Source organism: Duganella kummerowiae (assembly GCF_053572355.1).
Genome location: NZ_JBKFEH010000007.1, coordinates 361523 through 382966, shown reverse-complemented (window position 1 = coordinate 382966; position 21444 = coordinate 361523). Strand labels below are relative to the sequence as shown.

Sequence of the window (21444 nt, the reverse complement as noted above, 5' to 3'; positions counted from 1 at the left end):
ATGAAACTACTGCTGGTGGAAGACAACGAGCGCGCCGCGAATTTCGCGGTCAAGGGCCTGACCGAGGCTGGGCACACGGTCGATCACGCCGACAACGGACGTGACGGCATGTACCTGGCCGTCAGCGAGGCCTACGACGCCATCATCCTGGACCGCATGCTGCCGGGCGGAGTGGAAGGGCTGGCCATCGTCGATGCGCTGCGCAAGACCGGCAACAGCACGCCCATCCTGATCGTCAGCGCGCTGGGCGACGTGGACGAGCGCATCCGCGGCCTGCGCAGCGGCGGCGACGACTACCTGGTCAAGCCCTTCGCCTTCGGCGAGCTGCTGGCGCGGCTGGACGCCCTGCTGCGCCGCTCGCAGACCAGCTACACCCAGACCACGCTGACGCTGGCCGATTTGAGCATGGACCTGCTCTCGCGCAAGGTGACGCGCGGCGGACGCCAGATCGAGCTGCAGCCGCGCGAGTTCAAGCTGCTGGAATACCTGCTGCGGCACGCCAACCAGGTGGTGACGCGCACCATGCTGCTGGAGAACGTGTGGGACTTCCACTTCGACCCGCAGACCAATGTGATCGACGTCCACGTCAGCAAGCTGCGCCAGAAGCTGGACGCGGGCGCCGACAAGCCGCTGCTGCGCACCGTGCGCAACGCCGGCTACATGCTCACCGGCGATGCCTAGGCTGGCCAATCCGCTGCGCTTCTCGTCCACCGGGGTGGCGCTGGTGTATTGCGCCGCCAGCCTGCTGGTCCTGGCCATGTTTGCCGGGCCGCTGTGGTACTCGTGGCGGGTGACGGTGGCGGCCGGACGCGTGGAGCGGCTGGACGACGACATCCAACGCTACACACTGATCGCGCAGCAGCGCGGCATAGCCGGCCTGGCCAGGGTGCTGGACACCAGCGTGATGCAGCCGGAGCGCGTGATAGGCCGGGTGCTGATGCTGGCCGATGCCCAGGGCCGCCACCTGGCCGGCAACCTGGACGTGTTTCCCCGGCTGGGCCCATCCCCCGGACCCTATATTTGCAAGCTGGACGTGCGCGGGCAGCACATCGGCGTGGCCTACATGACGGCGCAGCTGCCGGGCGGCTACCACCTGCTGGTCGGGAATAACGTGGACCGCTTCGAGCGCCTGGAAAAGCTGTTCATCTACGGCCTGCTGGGCTGCTCCGTCACCCTGCTGGCGCTGGCCGTGGCGGGCGCGCTGCTGATGCGCCACGCGCTGCTGGCCCGCGTGCGGCACATCGAGCAGACCACCACCGCCATCGTGCAGGGCGAACTGTCCTCACGCCTGCCGACGCCGGCCAGCAACGATGAACTGGACGCGCTGGCGCGCACCTTGAACCGCATGCTGGACCAGATCGAGCACCTGGTGCTGGGCGTGCGCGAAGTCTCCAACGCCATCGCCCACGACCTGCGCACGCCGCTGGCGGCGCTGCGCTACCGGCTTGAGGAGCTGGTGCTGACCCGCCCCTCTCCGGAGCAGACCTGGAGCGAAATCGACGCCGCCATCCTGGACGTGGACCAGGTGCTGGCCATCTTCAACGCCCTGCTGCGGCTGGCGGAAATCGACAGCGGCGCGCGCCGCGCCGGCTTCGCCGACATCGACGTGGCGCGGGTGGCGGCCGAGGTGGTGGAATTCTACTCGCCGCTGGCGGAACTCAAGGGTATCAAGCTGTCCTACGACGGCCCGCCACAGCTGCCAGCGCGCGGCGACGCCCTGCTGGTGGCGCAGGCCATCGGCAACCTGATCGACAATGCGCTCAAGTATGTGCCGGACCAGGGCCATATCGCGGTGCAGGCCGAAGCGCGCGGCGATGGCGCGGCCGTCACGGTGGCGGACGATGGTCCCGGCATCCCGGAGTCCGAGCTGGACAAGGTGGTGCAGCGCTTCTACCGTGTCGACCCGAGCCGGGTGACGCCGGGCGCGGGCCTGGGATTGAGCCTGGTGGACGCGGTGGCGCGCCTGCACGACGGCGAACTGACGCTGGAATCCAACGCGCCCGGCCTGCAGGCACGCCTGCTGCTGCAGGTGCCGGCCCGCGCCGCCCTCCAGCACCCGGCTCCAATATGAGCATGGCGCCGTAGCGGCCCCTCGCCGTGCAAGCGCGCTGTCCCGGTTGGCGCGGCTCGGGCCCACGCCACACCCTGCCCGTCTTGAAACGGTACTACGGCATCAGCTTCATCCGTGTCAGCTCATCGCGCACGCCCTGCACCAGCCACTTCGCCATCCCGGGTATCTTCAGGCGCACCAGCACCGACAGCAGCGCCCACTGCACGGGCGTGCGCCAGAAATAATGGCCCAGCAGGCGCGCGCCCACGATGCGCATGCGGCGCTGCAGCGCGCCGCGCAAGGCCTGCAGATCGGATGGCTGGCAGGACGGCCATGGCGGCGCCGGACAATCGAAGGCTGCGTCACCCATCAGCGGGATGACGGGCAGCAGGCGCTGGCCATTGCGCAGCACCGGCTGGCCGTCCTGCCCGCGCACGTGGAAGCGCTCGCGCATGGCGGCGCTCCAGCCGTCGAACAGCGCATCGGTTTCGGGCAGGACGAAGTGGTCGCGGAAGAATTTTTGCGCGTTGCGGCGGGCCAGGAAGTAATCGTGGGCGCGGAACTCGCGCTTCAAGAAGCCGCCGAAGCCTTCCAGCGAGCCGCAGGCGATGGCGTGCTCCTCGCCGTCGCGGCTGGGGGCGATCATGTAGTGGGTGGAGTTGCCGGCGCGGGCGGCCTGCAGCAACTCCTCCGGCTTGAAGCGGGCCTGCTGCTTCATGGCGCCGAACAGGGACCAGGCCAGGCCGAGGATATCGGCGGGCGGGGTGTAGTCGTTCCTGAACGCGGGAGCGCTGGGAAAGGGGGCAATCATCAGCACCGCCTTGTGGGCCGCGCCGCTGCCGCTGGTGGCCAGGTGGCGGCGCGCCAGCTCCAGCGGTTCGTTGTCCATCACGCCGCCATCCACGCAGGGAAAGCGGTAGCTGAACGGGCCCTGCACGGCGCCCCAGCGGGCCGCGATGCGTTCCGGTTTGACGCAGGTATGCGGTTCCTTGCTGTCCGGCGCGGGCACCGGCCAGGTGCGGGCGCTGTACCAGTCGGGCTGCTCGCCTATCTCGTGTTCCAGGGTGCGCGGCGCCAGCGCAAAGGGAAAGGCGCCGGACGCCAGGGCGGCGTCCTTCAGGCGCGCCTTCACTTCCGAGCCGGATGCGCCGAAGTCCGACCACGGCATGGCGTAGCGGTCCGGCCCGGCCGGGGTGCCGTCGTCGCTGATGGAAAACTGCAGGTAGTCGGCGTGCAGCGTCATCTCGTAGTAGGAGTCGCGGCCCGCGTCCAGCTTGAAGCCGTAGGGCACGCCGCGCAGATTGGTCACAGTCAGCATCAGCTCGAAGCGCGGCGCCACGTAGGGGCGGCGGATGGCGCGCGGCTGGACTTGCAGGCCGGCGTCGGCAATGCGGACCAGGACCGTGGAATCGAGCAGGGACAGCACCGGGGCGCGCCAGCTTTGCAGGTCCTGGGCCTTGAGCAGGTGGGCGATATCGATGCGTTCCACCCAGCTGTCGAACAGCTTGTTCTTGTCCTTGTGGATGGCCGCATCGGCCGGGGTGGCGATGGAGGGCTGGTCGGAGCACAGGTAGGCGGTGGACAGCGCCGCCGTCATGGCCCCGGCCGAGGCGCCGGAGAAGACGCTGAGCAGCACATCGTGCGGCGGCGCGTCCGGATCGCCGGCCGCCTTGGCGGCGTACCAGTGGTCCAGTGCATGGACCATGAAGTCCACCACCCCGCCGGTGTAGGCGCCAGCCGAGATGGCGCCCGCGCCGACCAAGCCGATTTCAAACGTTCTGCCACCCGCCATGCCATCTCCACATTATTCCAATGCGCAAGTATGGCATACCCCCACTCCTTCGGTGTCTACCCCTTCGGTGTCATACCCCTTCGGTGTCAGATCTGCTATTGGTACATGAGTCCGCTAACGTTAGGCGAGCTGATGTACCAATGGCAGATCTGACACCGGGGTTGCCGGGGTTGGGGTTGTTACCGGGGTTGTTATTCGGCTGGCGGCTACAGAGGGGTGGCCACGGTGGCGTTGCGGTCCACCAGCAGGCGGCCGTCGGCGTACTTCAGTTCCGCCACCTGGATTACCGTGCGGTGGCCCCAGGCTGGGTCGGCCTTGGCTTGCGGTTCGGCGCTCTGGTGCACGAAGTAATAGATGTAGGCGCGGCCGTTGTTGACCACCACGTCGGCGTGCTGGCCTTTCTCGGTATCGGTCGGCGCGCTGCCCGGCGTTTCCAGGATGCGCTCCGGCTGGGCCGTCCAGTGGGTGGCGTCGTCCGAGCGCAGCACCGTCATGCCGCGCCAGGCGTCGATGATCATCCAGTACCAGCCCTGGAAGCGGAAGATCTTCGGACCTTCGCCGCGCCCGTCGTAGGCCGGCGCTTCGGCGCGCACCCAGGTTTTCAGGTCGCGCGAGTCGGCGCTGTAGATGCGGCTTTTCGCCAGGTCCTTGAACCAGATACGGTAAGTGCCGTCGTCCAGCTTCAGCAGGCCGGTATCGATCACGCGCGGCGTGCCCAGGTCGTAGGTTTCGCCGCAGTTCCAACTGGCCAGGTCCTGGCTGGTCAGATGGACCACCTTGGTGCGTTCGCGGGGATCGTTCCAGCGCGAGAAGACGCCCTCCACCACCGACAGCGTCATGTGGTAGGTGCCGTTTTCGTAGTACAGGTCGGGAGCCCACAAGGTCGGCCCGGTGCAGGAGGCGGGGATGTCGGCCACGCCCTGGTACTGCCACTGCAGGCCGTCGCGGGAGGTGGCCATGCCGATCGCCGTGCCGTGCACCCAGCTCACGTCCTTCTCGTCCGGCAGCTTGAGGTCGGCGCGGCGGTTGGTGTAGAACATGGTCCACAGCCGGCGCGCACGGTCGTAGACGATGGAGACGTCGGCCGCGCCGTCGTGGACGGGATCGCGGAACAGGGGCTTGGGTGCGGCGGCGGGCGTGACGGCCGGTCCGGTGGCGGGTGTGACGGCAGATGCGGCCGGTGCGGCTTGTGCGGCGGATACGGCGGCGCGCGCAGCGGCGGATGCGGCGCCAGGTGAGGCGGGTGCGGCGGCGGGTGCGGCGGCGGGTGCCGCGTCGAGTGCAGCAGCTTGCGCGGCGGCGCCTGCGGCCAGCTGCAACACGGCAGCCGCCAGCAGGGCGCGCCTGGTGTGGTCGGCCATGGACTCTCCCTGAATAAAGCGCCGAGACTACCGCAGCACCGGCAGATGCGCAATGCGTGTACCGCTAACGCTCGGCATCTTGAGCGGAACGGTGTCCTACAGGGGCCGCAGCAGCGCCTCGAAGCGGTCCGGCGTGCCCGGGATGCGCTCCAGTACCGGATAGCGCAGCCCGCCGCTGTAGTCGATGCGCACCGTCCTGGTCCGGCCATCCTGCCGATAGCCCAATTCAAGCGGCGCTTCGGCGCTGCGCGCAATGGCCGTCTTGAACGCCTCCAGGCTGAAGGGCTGCCCATTCACCGTGACGATCTGCGCGCCGGGGGCCAGCCCGGCCCGGAAGGCCGGCCCCTGCCACGATACCGCGCGCGCCACTCCCTTGGCCGTTACCGCCAGGCCCACCGAGTACGACAGGTCGGCATAGCCCATTTCCTCCTCGACTGCGTTGAAGTAAGGCGTAGGCTCGGTGCTGAAGGCCAGGCGGTAGCCGGCCCGGGTCAGCCCGTCCAGCAGGCCATGGTCGTCGTGCGCGTCCAGGCGGTTGCGCAGGTAGCCGCGCCAGTCGTAGGGGGCGACGCGGTTCAGGTCCGCGCACACCTCGTCGAAGGTGTAGGTCAGCACGATCCGGCTGCCATCCCGCACGCCAAAGAAGGCGGCGGCGAAGTCGTCCAGGCTGCGCCGTCCGCCGGTCAGCTCGCGCAGGCGCATGTCGACGTCCAGCCAGAGCAGCATGCCTTCGCCGTAGTAATCCTCGCGCCGCTGCCAGTCGCGCCAGTGCACAGGCTTGCCTGCCACGAAACGCGGATCGTTGGAGCTGTCCTGCAGCGACTTCCAGGCGCGCCCCGCCCGGCCCTGGGCCAGCGCCGCTTCGGCGGCGAACACGTCCAGGGTCTGCTGCGGGGTGCGCAGTCCGGCGCGCGCGGCGACCACATGGCCCCAGAACTGGGTCTGGCCCTCGTATATCCACAACAGGGTGTCGCGCATGACACTGTTGAGGTCCGGCGTCCACATGTCTGCCGGCTGGCGAAACTTGCCGTTCCAGGAGTGCACATATTCGTGCACGAACAGGTCGCCCGACAGCAGCTGGCCGCCTGCATCGAACATGCCAGGCGCGCCGTTCAGCTCCGCCGACTGATGGTGTTCGAGGCCGCCCGCGGCCACCACCTCGGATAGCGAGGCCAGGAAGTCGTAGTGGTCGTAATGCTCGGACTTGAACAGCTTGCGCACCTGGCTCACCGCGGCCCTGTACTTGTCCAGCTGGGCGGGGGCGATGTCCAGTGGTTCCGGCGTGTCGGCCATCACGTTCAGGACCACCGGCCGCCTGGCCTGGACATCGAGTTCGTAGCGCCGCAGATGGCGGCCGGCAAACACGGGAGCATCCACCAGCTCATCCATGGGCACGGGCTTGAAGGCGGCCGGGTTGCCATCATGCTCCAGCGGCAGGGCGGACGCGGTGCGGAAGCCTGCCGGCAGCAGCAAGGAGGCGCGTACCGGCATATTGCGCATGAACCAGCCGGCCGGATACAGCAGCAGCCGGTTCCATGGCACCACCGCCAGCTCGGGGCCCATGACCGTGGCGCCGCTGGGCGGCGACAGATACTGGAACTCCAGCTCCAGGGTGGCGGCGCCGCGCGGCACCTCGACGTGGAAAGCAAACACGTAGCCCGGATCGCGCCGCCACGCCAGGCGCTTGCCTCCGGCCCGCATCACCAGCCCGGCCAGCGGCGCCACGGTGCCGGTATCGGCGTGGCTGGCCGCCTCCCATTGCGGATAGTACAGCACCATGGCGCCGGGACGCTGCACCGGTATGGACTCGCGTACGGCAAAGATCTTGTGCGCTGTATCGGTGGCGTCCACTGCCAGCTGTATCGTGCCCTTGAACGCGATGTCGCGCGGGGCGGGAATGGCCTGCTCCAGCGGTAGCGGTTGCGGCCCCGGACTTGCGGCGGCGCCTGCGGATAGCAGCGCGGCCAGTACCAGCTTGGTTTTCATCTCTCATATCCGTAGGCAAGCCACATGGCGCCGGGGATTATAGCGCCGCCACTGAGCAAATCGGTTAAACTGTTCCATTAGTAAAATAAATGTAAATTAAAAGCAATGGTGTCTTTTCGGAACTGGCTGGCCATCTGCCTGCTCGCCATCTGTGGCTGGGCGCAGGCGGCGCAGGACCAGCTGGCGTCCCTCCCCCACGGCAGCCTGCCGCTGACACCCTATCTCTCGGTGCTGGAGGACCCCACGCAGTCGCTCACGCTGGAGCAGGTGCGCCAGGCCGCCTTCCGGCCTGCAGGCCAGGGCGACGATGCGCTCAGTTTCGGCTACACCAGCTCGGCCTACTGGCTGCGCCTGGAACTGGGCAACCATGGTGAGCAGGCCTTGGCGCGGGTACTGGAAATCAGCAACGCCCGTCTCAGCTCGATCCGCCTGTATGTGCAGGGACCGGATGGCACGCATGCCTTGCCCGAAACCGGCAGCGCCCAGCCCTATGCGACGCGGCCGTCGCGCAACCGCTATTTCGCCTTCCCGCTGCAGCTGGCGCCGCACGCCGACTATGTGATCTACATCCGCGTCGCCTCCAGCGGCGCCAAGCTGATTCCAGCCAAACTGTGGACGCCGGCCGCCTACCAGGACTATGCCGCCAAGGACTACCTGCTGCAGGGCGCCTACTTCGGCGGCGCGGCCGCCATGGTGCTGTTCAACCTGGTGCTGTTCGTCACCCTGCGAGACCGCCTCTACCTGCTCTACATCGGCTTCGCGCTGTTCGCCAGCTTGGCGCTGGCGGGACAGAACGGGCTGGCGCATGAATGGCTGTGGCCCGGCTTGGGCGGCGCCTGGCCGAACCTGTCGGCGTCGCTGTGCTTCTCGCTGTCGGCGGCCTTCTTCGTGGCCTTCATGCGCGCCATGCTGGCCACGCGCCGCCTGATACCGCGTCTGGACAAGTTGCTGCTGCTCCTGCTGGCCGTGTTCATCGCCACCCCGGTGTTCATGCTCTTCTTTTACCGGTACATGGCCGGACCGGTGACCACCTTCTGGGCCGCCGCCTCGCCCACCGTGCTGGTGATCTGCCTGGTATGCGTCTACAAGCGCCAGCGCAGCGCCTATTACTTTGCGGCCGCCTTCATCACCCTGTTCATCGGGAACACCACCAGTTCGCTGGCGGCGCTGGGCGTGATGCCGCACAATATGCTGAGCAACTACGGCACCCAGCTGGGCTCCGCCTGCGAGATGATGATGCTGGCCTTCGCCCTGGCCGACCGCGTCCACGTGATGCGGCGCGAGAAGGAGCAGGCCCACACCGCCCTGCTGGCGGCGCTCCAGAGTTCCGAGCGCCAGCTGGAAGAGCGCGTGGCGCGCCGCACCGAGGAATTGCACGCGGCCAACGAAAAGCTGGCGGCGCTCAGCATGACGGATGGCCTGACCGGCATCGCCAACCGCCGCTGCTTCGACGAAATCCTGGCCACCGAATGGACGCGCGCCAGCCGCCTGGGCCACGCCCTGGCCGTGGGCTTGATCGACGTCGACCACTTCAAGCAGTACAACGACCACTTCGGCCACCAGCAAGGCGACGAGTGTCTGCGCAGCGTGGCGCGGGCGCTGGAATCGCAGGTGCAGCGCGCCGGCGACCTGGTGGCGCGCTACGGCGGCGAGGAATTCGCCTTCATCGTGCCCGCCACCGATGAGGCCCAGGCGCTGGCCGTGGCCGAGCGCATCCGCAAGGCCATCGCCCAGCTGCGCATGCCGCATCCGCAGACGGCAGCCGGCTACGTCACCGCCAGCGTGGGCGTGGCGGCGGCGATGGCCGGCACGGGCAGCCGTGACCAGCTGCTGCGCACGGCCGACCAGGCCCTGTACCGCGCCAAGCGGGCGGGGCGCAACCGGGTCGAGGGCGCACTGCAGGCGGCATGACGGGGACCCGATAAGCTGCCATGCACCCGGCGCGGCAGGCGCCTGCCGCTTTCTCTGCAGGCTACCCGCTGCGGCTGCACCCTGCGCGGGCGGTGTGGCCTAGTAGCCGGCCTCGCCCGCCGACTCGAACAGGAAGTCGCGCAGCAGGCGTGCGCTGGGACCGATGCGCTGCGAATGGACCAGGTAGATCTCCAGCGGCGCCGTGCGGGCTTCCGGCAGCACCTGCACCAGGTCACCGGAAGCCAGCAGCGCGGCGGCGTCATAGGCCGGCAGTCGCGCGATGCCGTCGCCGGCCAGCACGAAGGCCAGGCGCGAGGCGGCGCTGTCGGTCACCACATCGCCCTTGACAGCGATCTGTACGTCCTGGCCGCCGGCGTGCACGGTGGTGGTTTTCTGGCTGGGCGGGTAGATCACCCAGCGGTGCTGCTCCAGCTCGGCCACCGAGGCCGGCGCGCGGTGGCGGCGCAGGTAGGCCGGGGCGGCGCACAGCATGGTCGGTTCGCGCACCAGGCGCCGCGCCACCAGCGAGGAATCGGCCAGGGGCCCGGCGCGCACGGCCAGTTCCACGCCCTGCTGGACCAGGTCGACATTGGCGTCGTTCATGGACACATGCAGGCGGATGGCAGGGTAGCGGCGCCGGAAATCCAGCAGCATGGGCAGGATGCGCTTGCTGCCGAAGTGGTGCGAACAGGTGATGCGCACCTCGCCGCGCGGTTCGGCGCGCAGCAGCTCCATGCCGCGTATGCCGTCGTTGGCCTCGTCCAGCAGGCGTTCGCAGTGCACGCGGAAAGCTACCCCGGCCGGGGTCAGGCTGAAGCTGCGCGTGCTGCGCTGGGCCAGCGGCACGCCCAGCTTGGCCTCCAGCGCGCGCACGTGGTGGCTGACCACGGCCCGCGTCAAGCCCAGGGCGCGGGCGGCGGCCGCAAAACTGCCGCTGCGTACCACGGTGGCAAAGATGGCCATGGCGCGCAGCTCGTCCAGGATGGGCGATGGATCAGCGCTTGATTGTATTATTTCGTTTGACATTGCGTCATGATAGCAGTATCTACCGCCTTAGACTGCGGCTCCGTATAGTTCATCTCAACGGCGATGTGTCGCTTAATTTGACAAAAGGAGTCAGCCATGAAAACCAAACATATCCTGTTTGTTTTGACCAATGCCAGCGAGATCGGCCCCAACAAACGTCCCACCGGATACTTCTTTTCGGAGGTGGCGCATCCCTTCGAGGTGTTCGACCATGCCGGCATCGCCGTGGAATACGCCTCGCCGCTGGGCGGCGCCATCCCGCACGACGGCTATGACGAGAGCGACCCGGCGCAGCGCGCCTTCCTGGCCAGCGACGCGATCCGCCGCCTGAACCGCAGCCGCAAGCTGTCCGAGGTCGATCCGCTGGACTACGACGCCATCTTCTTCCCCGGCGGCCTGGGTCCCATGGTCGATATCGCCCGCGACCCGGATGTGAAGCAAGCCATCGCCCGCGCCTGGGGCGGCGGCAAGATCGTGGCGGCGGTGTGCCACGGACCGGCCGCCTTCCTGGGCGTGACGCTGGAAGATGGCACGCCGCTGGTCCGGGGCCGCAAGCTGACTTCCTTCTCCAATGCCGAGGAAGCGGGCTACGCCCAGGCCGATGTGCCCTTCAACCTGGAGGACGCGCTGCGCGCCGAGGGCGCCGATTATGCGGCCGCCGATGTGTGGCAGCCCAAGGTGGTGGTGGACGGCCGTTTGCTGACCGGCCAGAATCCGGCTTCGGGCGCGCCGCTGGCCCAGGCCATCGTCGCCGCCCTGCATGGAGCAGCACAATGAGCGCCGCCAACGAGGTGACCGTAGTGGCCCAGTGGCAGACCACCAGTATCGCGCTGCCCGAGGTGCTGGGGCTGCTGGCGGAACTGCGTCCCAGGTCGCTGGCCGAGCCGGGCTGCCTAAGCTACGAGGTGTACCGGAGTGTGGAGACGCCTGCCAGCGTGCTGCTGGTGGAGCGCTACCGCGACGAGGCGGCGCTGGAGCAGCACCGCCAGTCGGAGCACTACCAGACGCTGGTCATGGCGCGCGCCCTGCCGCTGCTGACCGCCCGCAAGGTGGAGTTCCTGCGGCCGCGCAACGCTGGCTGATGCGATGCGGCCTATGCATCAGCGCATCACCGCCTGGCACAGGCCCTTTGGCGTCCAGTGCTGGACCAGGGTGGTGGGCGGCTGGGCGTGGTCGTGCAGGATCAGGGCAAAGCCCTTGCGGGGTTCGGGGCCGGGCGCCATCAGCAGCATGGGCGGCCCGCCCCGTATCACCAGGCTGTTGCCGGGGCCGCGCCCGAACTGCACGCCATCCGGCGTTTCCAGGCAGGTGTCGCCGCTGAGGGCATAGAAGGCTTCCGGGCCGGAATGCACGTGGATGGGCGCCGTCATGCCGACGCTGAAGGTGGATTTGAGGAACTCGGCGTCGTAGCTGACGCCCGCGTTGACGGCTATCGGCCCCACATCGGCCACATGCTGGCCGCCCGCCAGCCTCTCATCCCTGGCTCCCACGGTGAACAGCCAGGTATGACCGAAGGCCGCCACAACGGCGCCGCCGGCGGGTTTGGCGCGCGCGGCAGCCGCCGCATCCGGATACTGGTAGAGATGCCAGTAGACCTCGCCGTCAGGCAAGGCGCCGACCGCCACGTGCGACATCAAACAGGCCGGCCCCGCCCTGTCCTCAGTGGCAGCATCGGGATTGCAGGAACGCGACGTGGCCTGGGCCAGGGCGCCTGAGCAGGACGCCGCCAGCAGCACGCCGGCCATCATGGATAGCAACCTAGCTTTGCTCATCGCCCACATGATCCCCCCGAAAACCGTAGCTAAAAAACAATTTTAGCGCAGCTTCAGGGCTGGCTGGCGTTTTCCTTGGCCACGATGGCGTCCAGCATGCGTACGGCCTCCGCTTCCACCGTGTCGCTGCGGCGTTTCATGGTCAGCACCACCTTGTCGGGGCCGATGCACACCAGCGCGGGACCGGAGGGGTCGTAGCGGCAGTGGAATTTCAAGTCACGCTGCTGCGCTGGCGCGCCCGGCATGAAAGGCGTCAGCACCAGGCCGTCGCCATCGAGCGCGGCGCGGGTGGGAAAGCCGATGATGGCGCGCGGCAGCGGCTTGCCGTCGTCCTTGCCGTCGATGCGGTGCGGCGCCGCCGAGGAGCCGGCCATCAGCCCGTAGCCGTCCGCCCGCAGCTGTACCTCGCTTTGCTTGTCCGTGCCGGCAAACAGGGACTCGGCCGTGCTCCACTTACCTGTGAGATAAGAAGGCAGCTGCTTGTCGCTGGACCACACTTTCATGGTCTGCAGCGCCAGCAGCTTGCAGCGGCCGTTGTCGTTGACGTAGGTGCGCATGAACTGGTAGCGGTTGCTGCGCCAGGTCTTGCCGTCGGCATTCCATTGCTCCACCGTGCTCAGGCCGCGCAGCACCACGGTGTCGCCCAGGATGTGGGCGCGCACGCCGCTGGTGGTGCGCGACTTGGGCGGCTCCCCGGCGGGCTTGCGGGCGCGCGCCAGGATAACGGACTTGTCCTCGATGGCCGAGGCCAGCGTGTGCACCCAGACGAAGTCCTCGGCCAGCAACTGGTCGAGGAAGGCGGCGTCGCCGCGCCGGGTGGCGTCCTCGTATTGGGTGTCGAGGGCGATCAGCTCGGGCGTCGGCAGGCAGGGCGCGGCCATGGCGCCCAGCGGGGCCAGGGCCAGCATCCAGGGCAATATCGTGGTCAAGGACGGCAGTATTTTCATGCGGGTCTCGTCTGGGGTGGGTCGGCTATGGTACACCAGCGCCCGTTCGCCAACGTGGCAGGCATGGCAAGCCCGATGCAATGTTGCGGAACCGGCTACAATGGCACATCCAGTCACCACAGAAGGAGTAACACGATGAGCGCCAAAGCCGTCAAGATCGACATCGGCCTGTCCGAGGAAAGCCGCGCCACCATTGCCGCCGGCCTGTCCGGCCTGCTGGCAGACAGCTACACCCTGTACCTCATGACCCACAACTTCCACTGGAACGTCAAGGGTCCCATGTTCAACAGCCTGCACCAGATGTTCATGACCCAGTACACCGAACAATGGGCCGCCCTGGACCTGATCGCCGAGCGCATCCGCGCGCTGGGCTATCCGGCGCCCGGCACCTACGCCCAGTTCGTGAAGCTGGCCAGCATCAAGGAAATCGAAGGCGTGCCGCACGCCATGGACATGGTGCGCCACCTGGTGGAAGCCCAGGAAGCCACCGCCCGCACCGCGCGCAAGCTGCTGCCGGTGGTGGGCGAAGCCGACGACCAGCCTACCGCCGACCTGTTGACCCAGCGCCTGGACGTGCACGAGAAAACCGCCTGGATGCTGCGCAGCCTGCTGGAAGAATAAGCCCGGCGACTACCCGCTCACGAGGCGTGCTCCTACGCGCCGGCCGCCAGGCCGGTGCGACAATCATGGCAAACAGGAGCACGGACATGAACACACTCACCAGCGCAATCCTCTCAGCCACGCTGCTGGCCCTGGCCGCCAGCGGCGGCGCGGCCGCGCAGTCGGTCAGCACCAAGAACATGGTCGGCCAGAACACTGCCGACCACAAGAAGCCGGACCCGCAACAAGACCAGCGCAAGCTCAAGACCAAGCGGAAAACCGGCGCCGCCAAGGCTTCCACTCCCAGGACCGCCGAACAGCGCAAGCAGGCCGACGCCGCGCACCAGGCGCCCGACCCGGCCACCATGCACGGCCAGCCGCCCAAGCCGGTCGAGGGCAAGGCCTTCAACCAGTAAGACCCACGCCGAAGGCCGTAATTACAACAGCCGCTACCGGCAGGCAAGCCGGTGCGTCAAATAATCCGGCCATCATGGCTATAATGGGGCGCATCCACCTTTCCCAGGAGGCAAGATGCATGCGCCACGTGCCAAAGACGATGCCGCCCGGCTGGCCCGGCTCGCGTCGCTGCAGTTGCTCGATACTCCACCGGAACCCGTGTTCGACCGGGTGATACGCCTCGCCAGCCGCATCCTGGACGTGCCGATTTCCGCCTTTTCCCTGGTCGACCACGATAGGCAGTGGTTCAAGTCCCAGGTCGGCCTGACGGTCAGCGAAACCCCGCGCGACATCGCTTTCTGCGCGCACGCCATCATGCAGGGCGATCCGCTGGTGGTGCCGGACGCCGCCGTCGACACCCGCTTCCAGGCCAATCCCCTGGTGACCGGTGCCCCCAAGGTGCGCTTCTACGCCGGCGTACCCATCCAATCGCAGGACGGCCACGCCATCGGCACCCTGTGCGCCATCGACACCAGGCCGCGCCAGCTGCCCGGCGACAAGCTGGCCGCGCTGCAGGACCTGGCCGCCATCCTGACCGACGAGGTGCACGCGCGCGAGCGGCTGGCCAGGGCGCGCGCACTGGTGGTCAGCGCCGACCGCGACCTGGCCGAAAGCCAGGAACGCTTCCGCCACATCTTCGAGCTGGCCAACGTGGGCATCGCCATGGTGGCGGCCGATGGCAGCTGGCTGGGCGTCAACCCGGCCCTGTGCCGCATCCTGGGCTACGGGGCGGAGGAACTGCACGGCAAGCGCTTCATCGACATCACCCATCCGGACGACCGCGACGCCGACCTGGTCGCCATGCGCGCCCTGTCCAGCGGCGAACTGGCACGCTACCTGGCCACCAAGCGCTACCTGCACAGGGACGGCCATCTGGTATGGGCCGATATCAACGTCACGCTCAAGAACGACGCCCAGGGCCGGCTCGAATACTACATCGTCGTGATCCAGGACATCACCGCGCAAAAAGCCGCCGAACAGCAGCTGGCCACCCTGCACGCGGAACTGGAAGACCGCATCGCCGCCCGCACCCGCCAGCTCAGCGCAGCCAACCAGCAGCTGCTGCAGGCCGAACAGGCGGTGCGCCAGCGCGAGGCGGAGCTCAGCAACGTCATCGAATATGGCAACGACGCCTACATCAGCCTGACCCGCGATGGCCGCGTGCGGGCCTGGAACCGCCAGGCCGAGCATATCTTCGGCTGGAGCGCCGCCGAGGCCCTGGGCCTGCCGCTGGAGCAGCTGCTGATCCCGCCAGAGCTGTGCGCCAGCCACCACGCGGGCATGGCGCGCTACCTGGACACCGGCCAGGCCCGGGTCCTGGGCCAGCGCCTGGAACTGCCGGCCCTGCGCAAGGACGGCAGCCGGCTGACGGTGGAGGTGCGCATCACGGAACTCAAGGCCGGGGACACGGTGATCTTCAGCGCCTTCCTGCACGACATCACGGAGCGCAAGCGGGTCGAGACCCAGCGCGAACACGAGACCCGGCACGACGCCCTCACCGGCCTGCCCAACCGGCGCGCCTTCGGCGAGGCGCTGGCCGCCACCCGCCGCGAAGCGCGCCGCCACGGCCAGGGCGTGGCCCTGCTGTTCGTCGACCTGGATGGCTTCAAGGCCGTCAACGACAGCCTGGGCCACGACGCCGGCGACGAGCTGCTGCGGGCGGTGGCGGCGCGCATGCGCCAGGCCGTACGCCAGACCGACCAGCTGTTCCGCCTGGCCGGGGACGAATTCACCGTGCTGCTGCAATGCCAGCCCTGCACGCTGGAGCTGGCGCACCGCATCGCGGCCAAGCTGATCGCCGCCATCTCGGCGCCGGCGGCGCTGGCGGCCGGCCCGGCACGGGTGGGCGCCAGCGTCGGCGTGGCGCTCGATGCAGGCCGGGACGGCGTGTCCGACGCCGAGCTGATACGGGAGGCCGACCACTGGATGTACGCCGCCAAGCGCGCCGGCAAGGGCGTCGCCTGTCCGCCCCTGGCAGCGCCGGAGGAAGCCGCCCTCCCGGCTGATGCGCACGGCGTCTTGTAAATACGCCACCCGCCTCCATCTTGCGGCCATGACATCAACACAGAGGAGCAGCATATGACGACAGCAAGCGAGACCGCCATCCTGGCCGGCGGCTGTTTCTGGGGCATGCAGGACCTGTTGCGGCGCCGTCCCGGCGTGCTGGCAACGCGCGTGGGCTACAGCGGCGGCGACGTGGACCACGCCACTTACCGCAACCACGGCACCCACGCCGAGGCCATCGAGATCGTATTCGATCCGTCGGTGCTCAGCTACCGCGAGCTGCTGGCCTTCTTCTTCCAGATCCACGACCCGACCACCCGCAACCGCCAGGGCAACGACGTGGGTACCAGCTACCGTTCGGCGATTTACACCACCAGCGAGGAGCAGCGCAGGGTGGCGCTGGACACCATTGCCGACGTGGACGCATCCGGCCTGTGGCCCGGCAAGGTGGTGACCGAGGTGGCCCCGGCCGGACCGTTCTGGGAAGCGGAGCCTGAGCACCAGGACTACCTGGAGCGCATCCCCAACGGCTACACCTGCCACTACGTGCGGCCGAACTGGGTGCTGTCCCGCCGTTCAGCTTAAATTGGCGCGGAGCCCAGCCTCCCTGCCAGTCGGTCCAGGAAGCCACGCCCGCAGGCCAGGCCGGTGTCGTAGTCGTGCTTCAGGGCCTGCGGCGTGCTGCCCAGCATGCAGCTGGCCAGCGGGCCGCTGGGGGCCAGCTCCACCACCGTCACACTATCCGGCGGACGGGCCATGAAGGCCACTGCATCGTCGTAGCCGCGCACATGGCGTTCGGTCAGCGCCGCCACTTCCTGCAACCGGCCACGGTGCAGCGGACGCGGTAGCTTGAAGGCAGTGGCGCCGGCGCCGCGCGGCACGGTGCGTATCACCACGATGCAATCGGCGCCCTCCTGGTGCGCCCTGCGCACCGGCAGCGCGTCCGCCACCCCGCCATCCCACATCACCACCCCGTCCACCGCCACGCCGCCGCGATAAAACAAGGGCACGGCGCTGGAGGCCTTGATGGCCGCGCCGGCCGTGGCGGGAGTGAACGGCAGGTAGGCCGCTTCCAGGGTGTCGCGCCGGGTGGCGCCGAAGTACAGCGCGCGCCTCCCCAGGCGCCGCCCGCCTTGGCCCACGTCCAGCGGCGCCTCGCGCCGCAGTATCTCGAAATACCAATCGAGGTCGATCAGGTGGCCGCCGCGCGCAAAGCGCAGCGGATCAAAGAATTCCTTGCCGGTGGTATAGCCCAGGATGGCCTCGCGCCCGTAGCCGCGCGCGCCGCAGGCGTAGGCCGACAGGTTCTGGGCGCCAGCCGAGGCGCCGACCATGAGCGCAAACGGAAAATAATCGTGCTCCATGAAGCTGTCCAGCACCCCGGCCGTGAAGATGCCGCGCTGGCCGCCGCCCTCGCACACCAGCGCCATGCGGCGGCGCGCAGCGGGCGCCGCCCCGGTCACGCGGATGCCCGCGCCGGGCGACGGATGGTGATAGGACGCATAGCGGCCATGCAGATGCTGGGCCATCAGGTGTTGGGCCATGTTCTCCCCTGCTGCGGATAGCGGCAACCATTATGGCTCAAATCACACAATTGCGTTTCCCTCCATGGGCAGACGGTACAATGCCCTTGCCGTACTACTACAAGGAGACGCTTTTGGACCGCGCACACCAGGCTGCGCGCCCGCTGGACGGGCGCGACTACAAGACCCTGTCGCTGGCCGCCCTGGGCGGGGCGCTGGAGTTCTACGATTTCATCATCTTCGTGTTTTTCGCCCCCGTCATCGCCAGCCTGTTCTTCCCGCCCACGGTGTCGGACTGGCTGCGCCAGGTGCAGACCTTCGGCATCTTCGCGGCCGGCTATGTGGCGCGCCCGCTGGGCGGCATCATCATGGCCCACTTCGGCGACCTGATGGGCCGCAAGCGCATGTTCAACCTGTCCATCCTGCTGATGTCGGTGCCGACCCTGTGCATGGGATTGCTGCCGACCTATGAGAGCGCCGGCGTGGCGGCGCCGCTGGCCCTGCTGTTGCTGCGCCTGCTGCAGGGCGCGGCCGTGGGCGGCGAGGTGCCGGGCGCCTGGGTGTTCGTGGCCGAGCACGTGCCGGCCCGCCGCACCGGCTTCGCCTGCGGCACCCTGACGGCCGGCCTGACCGGCGGCATCCTGCTCGGCTCCCTGGTGGCCACCGCCATCAACAGCGGCTGGAGTCCGGCCGAGGTGCAAGCCTGGGGCTGGCGCCTGCCCTTCCTGCTGGGCGGCGCCTTCGGCATCGGCGCCATGTATCTGCGGCGCTGGCTACACGAGACCCCGGTGTTCGCCGAACTGCAGCGCAACAAGGCGCTGGCCGCCGGGATGCCGCTCAAGGCCGTGCTGCGCGCGCACCGCGGCGCGGTGGCCGTGTGCATGGCGCTGACCTGGATGCTGTCGGCCGCCATCGTGGTGGTGGTGCTGATGACCCCGACCTTCCTGCAGAAGATGTATGGCGTCGCTCCCGGCACGGCGCTGGCCGCCAACAGCGTGGCCACCTTGTGCCTGCTGGCCGGCTGCGTGATCGCGGGCGCCCTGGCCGACCGCTACGGCGCCCGCCGCGTGATCGCCCTTGGCGGCCTGGTGCTGGCGGCCAGCACCCTGGCGCTGTATGCCTCGCTGCGCGGCCATCCGCAGCTGCTGTTCCCGCTGTATGCGATCACCGGACTCACGGTCGGCACCGTCGGCGCCGTGCCCCATGTGCTGGTGCGGGCCTTTCCACCGCAGGTGCGCTTTACCGGGATATCGTTCTCCTACAACGTGTCCTACGCCATCTTCGGCGGGCTGACGCCGCTCCTGGTGTCGCTGCTGCTGAAGGTCGATCCCATGGCGCCGGCGCTGTACGTGGCCGCCATCTGTGGCCTGGGCATGCTGACGGCGGCCTTCATCAAGCCGGCCGCCCGCGGCTGAACCGGTTCAGCTGCAGCGGCAGCTGCTGTCCAGCAGCTCGTCGAGCGCACTGCGGGCCAGCGACCCTGCGGCCAGCAGCAGTTGCTGGCCGCCCTCGGCCGGCCGCAGGCGCAAGCGGCCCGCCAGCGCGTGCAGGCGCAGGTGCAGGCGCTTGACGCGGTGCGCCAGCCGGCCCTCGGCGCCTTCCAGCGCCAGGCCATCCACGTGGCCCAGGAAGGCGCACAAATCCGGTCCGGACGCACCGTGGCCGCCGTCCAGCGCCTGCAGCCAGGCCCGGTATTCGACCCGCGCCGCCAGCAGCGGCAGCAGGGCCGGCCCCAGCGGCTCGATCCCGCCCAGGTAGGCCGGATAGCGCCAGCCGTCCAACCAGGCCGGCAAGAGGTCGGCCGGCATGGGACGCGCGATGCCATAGCCCTGCCCCAGCCTGCAGCCCAGCTGGCGCAGCATGCGCACGTGCGCCTCGCTCTCCACGCCTTCCGCGATGGTCTCGCGCTTGAACGCCGCCGCCAGGCCCAGCACGCCCTGCAGGATGGCCAGGTCGTCCGGGTCCTCCAGCATGTCCTGCACGAAGCCCTTGTCGATCTTGATCTGCGCGGCCGGCAGCCGTTTCAGGTACAGCAGCGAGGAATAGCCGGTGCCAAAATCGTCCAGCGCGAATTGCACGCCTATTGCGGCGCAGGCCTTGATCACGCTGGATACATGGGCGATATCTTCCAGCGCGCTGGTCTCCAGCACCTCCAGCTTGACGCTGGACGGCGCCACCGAAGGATGGCGCGCCAGCAGCGCGCGCAGCTCGCCGACGAAGCCGGGCTGCTGCAGCTGGTAGCTGGAGATGTTGATGCTCACGCCGATCTCCACGCCCTGCTCCTGCCAGGCCGCCAGCTGCCGTACCGCCTCGCCCATCACCCAGGCGCCCAGCTGCCCGGCCAGGGCGTTGCTCTCGATATCGGGCAGGAATTCGGCCGGCGGCAGCAGGCCGCGCTGCTGATGCTGCCAGCGCACCAGCGCCTCCACCGCCACCGGCTTACCGCTCTGCAGGTTGATGATGGGCTGGTAATGCAGCACCAGCTGGCCGTCCGCCAGCGCATGGCGCAGCGCCTCCACCGTCGCCGCCCGGTTCGCGCTGCTGCGCTGCTGCTCGGCGTCGAAAATGGCGTAGCGGTTACGGCCGGCCGTCTTGGCCTGGTACATGGCGTAGTCGGCCTGGCGCAGCAGTTGGTCGGCGTCGGTGTCCTCGCGCTGCGGGTAGAAGGTCACGCCTATGCTGGCCGATACCTGCAGCAGCCTGCCCTGCACCAGCACCGGCTGCGAACATGCTTCCAGCAGCCGTTCCAGCAGCGGCGCGCACCCCTCGTCCAGGTCCAGGTCCTGCAGCACGGCAACGAATTCATCGCCGCCCAGGCGGCATATCGTGTCCGAATCGCGCACCGCCTGGCGCATGCGCTGCGCCACCGCCAGCAGCAGTTCGTCGCCATATTCGTGGCCATGGCCGTCGTTGACCGCCTTGAAGCCGTCCAGGTCCAGGTAAGCCACCGCCAGCCCGCGTTCCTGGCGCGCCGCCATCAGCACGGCCTGGCGCAAGCGGTCGGCCAGCAAGCGCCGGTTGGGCAGGCCGGTCAGGGCGTCGAAGTGGGCCAGGTGTTCCAGCTCGCGTTCGTAGTCCTTTTGCGGCGTGATGTCGCTGAAGGTGCCGACATAGTTCTGCACCCTGCCATCCGGGCCGGTGATGGCGCTGATGCTGAGCAGCTCGGCGTAGATCTCGCCATTCTTGCGGCGGTTCCAGATCTCGCCCTGCCAATGGCCCTCGGCCGCCAGCATGGCCCACAGCTGGCGGTAGAATTCCGGCGGCTGCCTTCCCGACTGCAGCATGCGCGGATTGCCGCGCACCACCTCCTCGCTGGCGTAGCCGGTGATGCGGGAGAAGGCCGCGTTCACTTCCAGGATGGCGCCGCCCGGGTCGGTGATCATGATCCCTTCGTGCACGTGGCGGAACACGGAGCGGTAGCGCGCCTCGCTGTCGGCAAGCGACTGCAGGGCGCGCCAGCGCTCGACGGCGCCGCCCAGCCAGCGGCAGAACAGCTCGACGAACTCGCGGTCCATCAAGCTGAAGCGCCGCCAGGCAGGGCCCGCGGTGGCAAAGCATGCGTAGCCGCAGGGCAGTCCCGCCACCTCGATGCGCATGCCGATGTAGCGCACGGCGCCCAGCGGCGCTACCCTGGCGGGATCATCGTCGCTGGCCAGCACGCCGGCGCAGTCCATGAACTGGGCGGCATGCGCCCGCAGCACGGCCGCCTCTTCCCGGGCGCGGCCGCTCGCGTGCAGCGCGGCGCATTCGGCGCCGTGGTTGTCGCGCCATAGCGCCAGGCCCTGCTCCAGTCCCAGCAGGCGTGCCGCGATGGCCAGCGCCGCTTCAGCCTTGGCGTGGAAATCGGCATGGCCCAGCGAGGCGATGGCGCTCATGGCGCGCAGGCAGGAATGCAGCTGGGCCTCGGGCTGAGGCGCAGGAAAGTGGTCATTCATAGGGGATGGCGAAGGCGGCGGATGGAGCAGCGGTGGCGGGGCTGCGTCGGCGACTTGTCCGGCTTGGTTTGAGGCGGCACG

18 protein-coding genes are annotated in these 21444 nt (G+C 68.7%); 10 read left to right on the top strand and 8 right to left on the bottom strand.

Annotated features, from left to right (window positions below; translation table 11 throughout):
- Both ACLB1G_RS07220 and ACLB1G_RS07215 read left to right on the top strand, forming a co-directional pair.
- Complete coding sequence (locus ACLB1G_RS07220; protein WP_491626517.1) at nucleotides 1-681, top strand: winged helix-turn-helix domain-containing protein; 681 nt, start codon at nucleotides 1-3, stop codon at nucleotides 679-681.
- On the top strand, nucleotides 674-2071 hold the full coding sequence (locus tag ACLB1G_RS07215) for a sensor histidine kinase (RefSeq protein WP_491626516.1): 1398 nt from the start codon (nucleotides 674-676) through the stop codon (nucleotides 2069-2071). The genes ACLB1G_RS07220 and ACLB1G_RS07215 overlap by 8 nt, the downstream gene beginning before the upstream one ends.
- A gap of 94 nt (nucleotides 2072-2165) precedes the next feature.
- On the opposite strand, the gene ACLB1G_RS07210 is transcribed toward ACLB1G_RS07215, so the two are convergent.
- The 3 genes from ACLB1G_RS07210 to ACLB1G_RS07200 form a co-directional block, all read right to left on the bottom strand.
- A complete protein-coding gene (locus ACLB1G_RS07210) occupies nucleotides 2166-3842 on the bottom strand; it encodes a patatin-like phospholipase family protein (RefSeq protein ID WP_491626515.1) in 1677 nt (558 codons plus the stop codon).
- A gap of 206 nt (nucleotides 3843-4048) precedes the next feature.
- Nucleotides 4049-5203, bottom strand: a complete 1155-nt coding sequence (locus tag ACLB1G_RS07205) for a family 43 glycosylhydrolase (RefSeq protein ID WP_491626514.1) — start codon at nucleotides 5201-5203, stop codon at nucleotides 4049-4051.
- Between the two features lie 96 nt (nucleotides 5204-5299).
- On the bottom strand, nucleotides 5300-7189 hold the full coding sequence (locus tag ACLB1G_RS07200; RefSeq protein ID WP_491626513.1) for a M61 family metallopeptidase: 1890 nt from the start codon (nucleotides 7187-7189) through the stop codon (nucleotides 5300-5302).
- Nucleotides 7190-7294: 105 nt separating this feature from the next.
- On the opposite strand from ACLB1G_RS07200, the gene ACLB1G_RS07195 reads away from it, so the two are divergent.
- Nucleotides 7295-9100, top strand: a complete 1806-nt coding sequence (locus ACLB1G_RS07195; protein WP_491626512.1) for a diguanylate cyclase — start codon at nucleotides 7295-7297, stop codon at nucleotides 9098-9100.
- Between the two features lie 99 nt (nucleotides 9101-9199).
- Here the strand turns inward: ACLB1G_RS07195 and ACLB1G_RS07190 are convergent, their stop codons facing one another.
- Nucleotides 9200-10126 (bottom strand): LysR family transcriptional regulator, encoded by a 927-nt coding sequence (locus ACLB1G_RS07190; protein WP_491626511.1) that lies wholly within the window; start codon nucleotides 10124-10126, stop codon nucleotides 9200-9202.
- Nucleotides 10127-10222: 96 nt separating this feature from the next.
- Here ACLB1G_RS07190 and ACLB1G_RS07185 point away from each other — a divergent pair, with 96 nt between their 5' ends.
- Together ACLB1G_RS07185 and ACLB1G_RS07180 are read left to right on the top strand one after the other, a co-directional pair.
- A complete protein-coding gene (locus ACLB1G_RS07185) occupies nucleotides 10223-10903 on the top strand; it encodes a type 1 glutamine amidotransferase domain-containing protein (RefSeq protein ID WP_491626510.1) in 681 nt (226 codons plus the stop codon).
- The gene (locus tag ACLB1G_RS07180; RefSeq protein ID WP_491626509.1) at nucleotides 10900-11208 is read left to right on the top strand and encodes a putative quinol monooxygenase; all 309 of its coding nucleotides are present in this window, start codon (nucleotides 10900-10902) and stop codon (nucleotides 11206-11208) included. Before ACLB1G_RS07185 ends, ACLB1G_RS07180 begins: the two co-directional genes overlap by 4 nt.
- 18 nt (nucleotides 11209-11226) lie before the next feature.
- Here ACLB1G_RS07180 and ACLB1G_RS07175 read toward each other — a convergent pair whose 3' ends face one another.
- Nucleotides 11227-11898 carry a hypothetical protein gene (locus ACLB1G_RS07175; protein ID WP_491626508.1) on the bottom strand — a complete coding sequence of 224 codons (672 nt, stop codon included), beginning with the start codon at nucleotides 11896-11898 and terminating at the stop codon, nucleotides 11227-11229.
- 53 nt (nucleotides 11899-11951) lie between these two features.
- Nucleotides 11952-12845 carry a nuclear transport factor 2 family protein gene (locus ACLB1G_RS07170; RefSeq protein WP_491626507.1) on the bottom strand — a complete coding sequence of 298 codons (894 nt, stop codon included), beginning with the start codon at nucleotides 12843-12845 and terminating at the stop codon, nucleotides 11952-11954.
- Nucleotides 12846-12980: 135 nt separating this feature from the next.
- Here ACLB1G_RS07170 and ACLB1G_RS07165 point away from each other — a divergent pair, with 135 nt between their 5' ends.
- The 4 genes from ACLB1G_RS07165 to msrA all read left to right on the top strand — a co-directional run bounded on the left by ACLB1G_RS07165 (nucleotide 12981) and on the right by msrA (nucleotide 16490).
- Nucleotides 12981-13466, top strand: a complete 486-nt coding sequence (locus ACLB1G_RS07165) for a Dps family protein (protein WP_491626506.1) — start codon at nucleotides 12981-12983, stop codon at nucleotides 13464-13466.
- Nucleotides 13467-13552: 86 nt separating this feature from the next.
- Nucleotides 13553-13861, top strand: a complete 309-nt coding sequence (locus ACLB1G_RS07160; RefSeq protein WP_491626505.1) for a hypothetical protein — start codon at nucleotides 13553-13555, stop codon at nucleotides 13859-13861.
- 115 nt (nucleotides 13862-13976) lie between these two features.
- Nucleotides 13977-15926, top strand: coding sequence for a PAS domain S-box protein (locus ACLB1G_RS07155; protein ID WP_491626504.1), 1950 nt, complete (start codon nucleotides 13977-13979; stop codon nucleotides 15924-15926).
- A 54-nt stretch (nucleotides 15927-15980) separates the two neighbouring features.
- Complete coding sequence (gene msrA, locus ACLB1G_RS07150; protein WP_491626503.1) at nucleotides 15981-16490, top strand: peptide-methionine (S)-S-oxide reductase MsrA; 510 nt, start codon at nucleotides 15981-15983, stop codon at nucleotides 16488-16490.
- Here the strand turns inward: msrA and ACLB1G_RS07145 are convergent.
- Nucleotides 16487-17449, bottom strand: coding sequence for a patatin-like phospholipase family protein (locus ACLB1G_RS07145; RefSeq protein WP_491626502.1), 963 nt, complete (start codon nucleotides 17447-17449; stop codon nucleotides 16487-16489). The genes msrA and ACLB1G_RS07145 overlap by 4 nt on opposite strands.
- 80 nt (nucleotides 17450-17529) lie before the next feature.
- Between ACLB1G_RS07145 and ACLB1G_RS07140 the strand changes: the two genes are divergently transcribed.
- The gene (locus tag ACLB1G_RS07140; RefSeq protein ID WP_491626501.1) at nucleotides 17530-18843 is read left to right on the top strand and encodes an MFS transporter; all 1314 of its coding nucleotides are present in this window, start codon (nucleotides 17530-17532) and stop codon (nucleotides 18841-18843) included.
- 6 nt (nucleotides 18844-18849) lie between these two features.
- Here the strand turns inward: ACLB1G_RS07140 and ACLB1G_RS07135 are convergent, their stop codons facing one another.
- On the bottom strand, nucleotides 18850-21363 hold the full coding sequence (locus tag ACLB1G_RS07135; protein ID WP_491626500.1) for a putative bifunctional diguanylate cyclase/phosphodiesterase: 2514 nt from the start codon (nucleotides 21361-21363) through the stop codon (nucleotides 18850-18852).
- Nucleotides 21364-21444 lie beyond the last annotated feature (81 nt).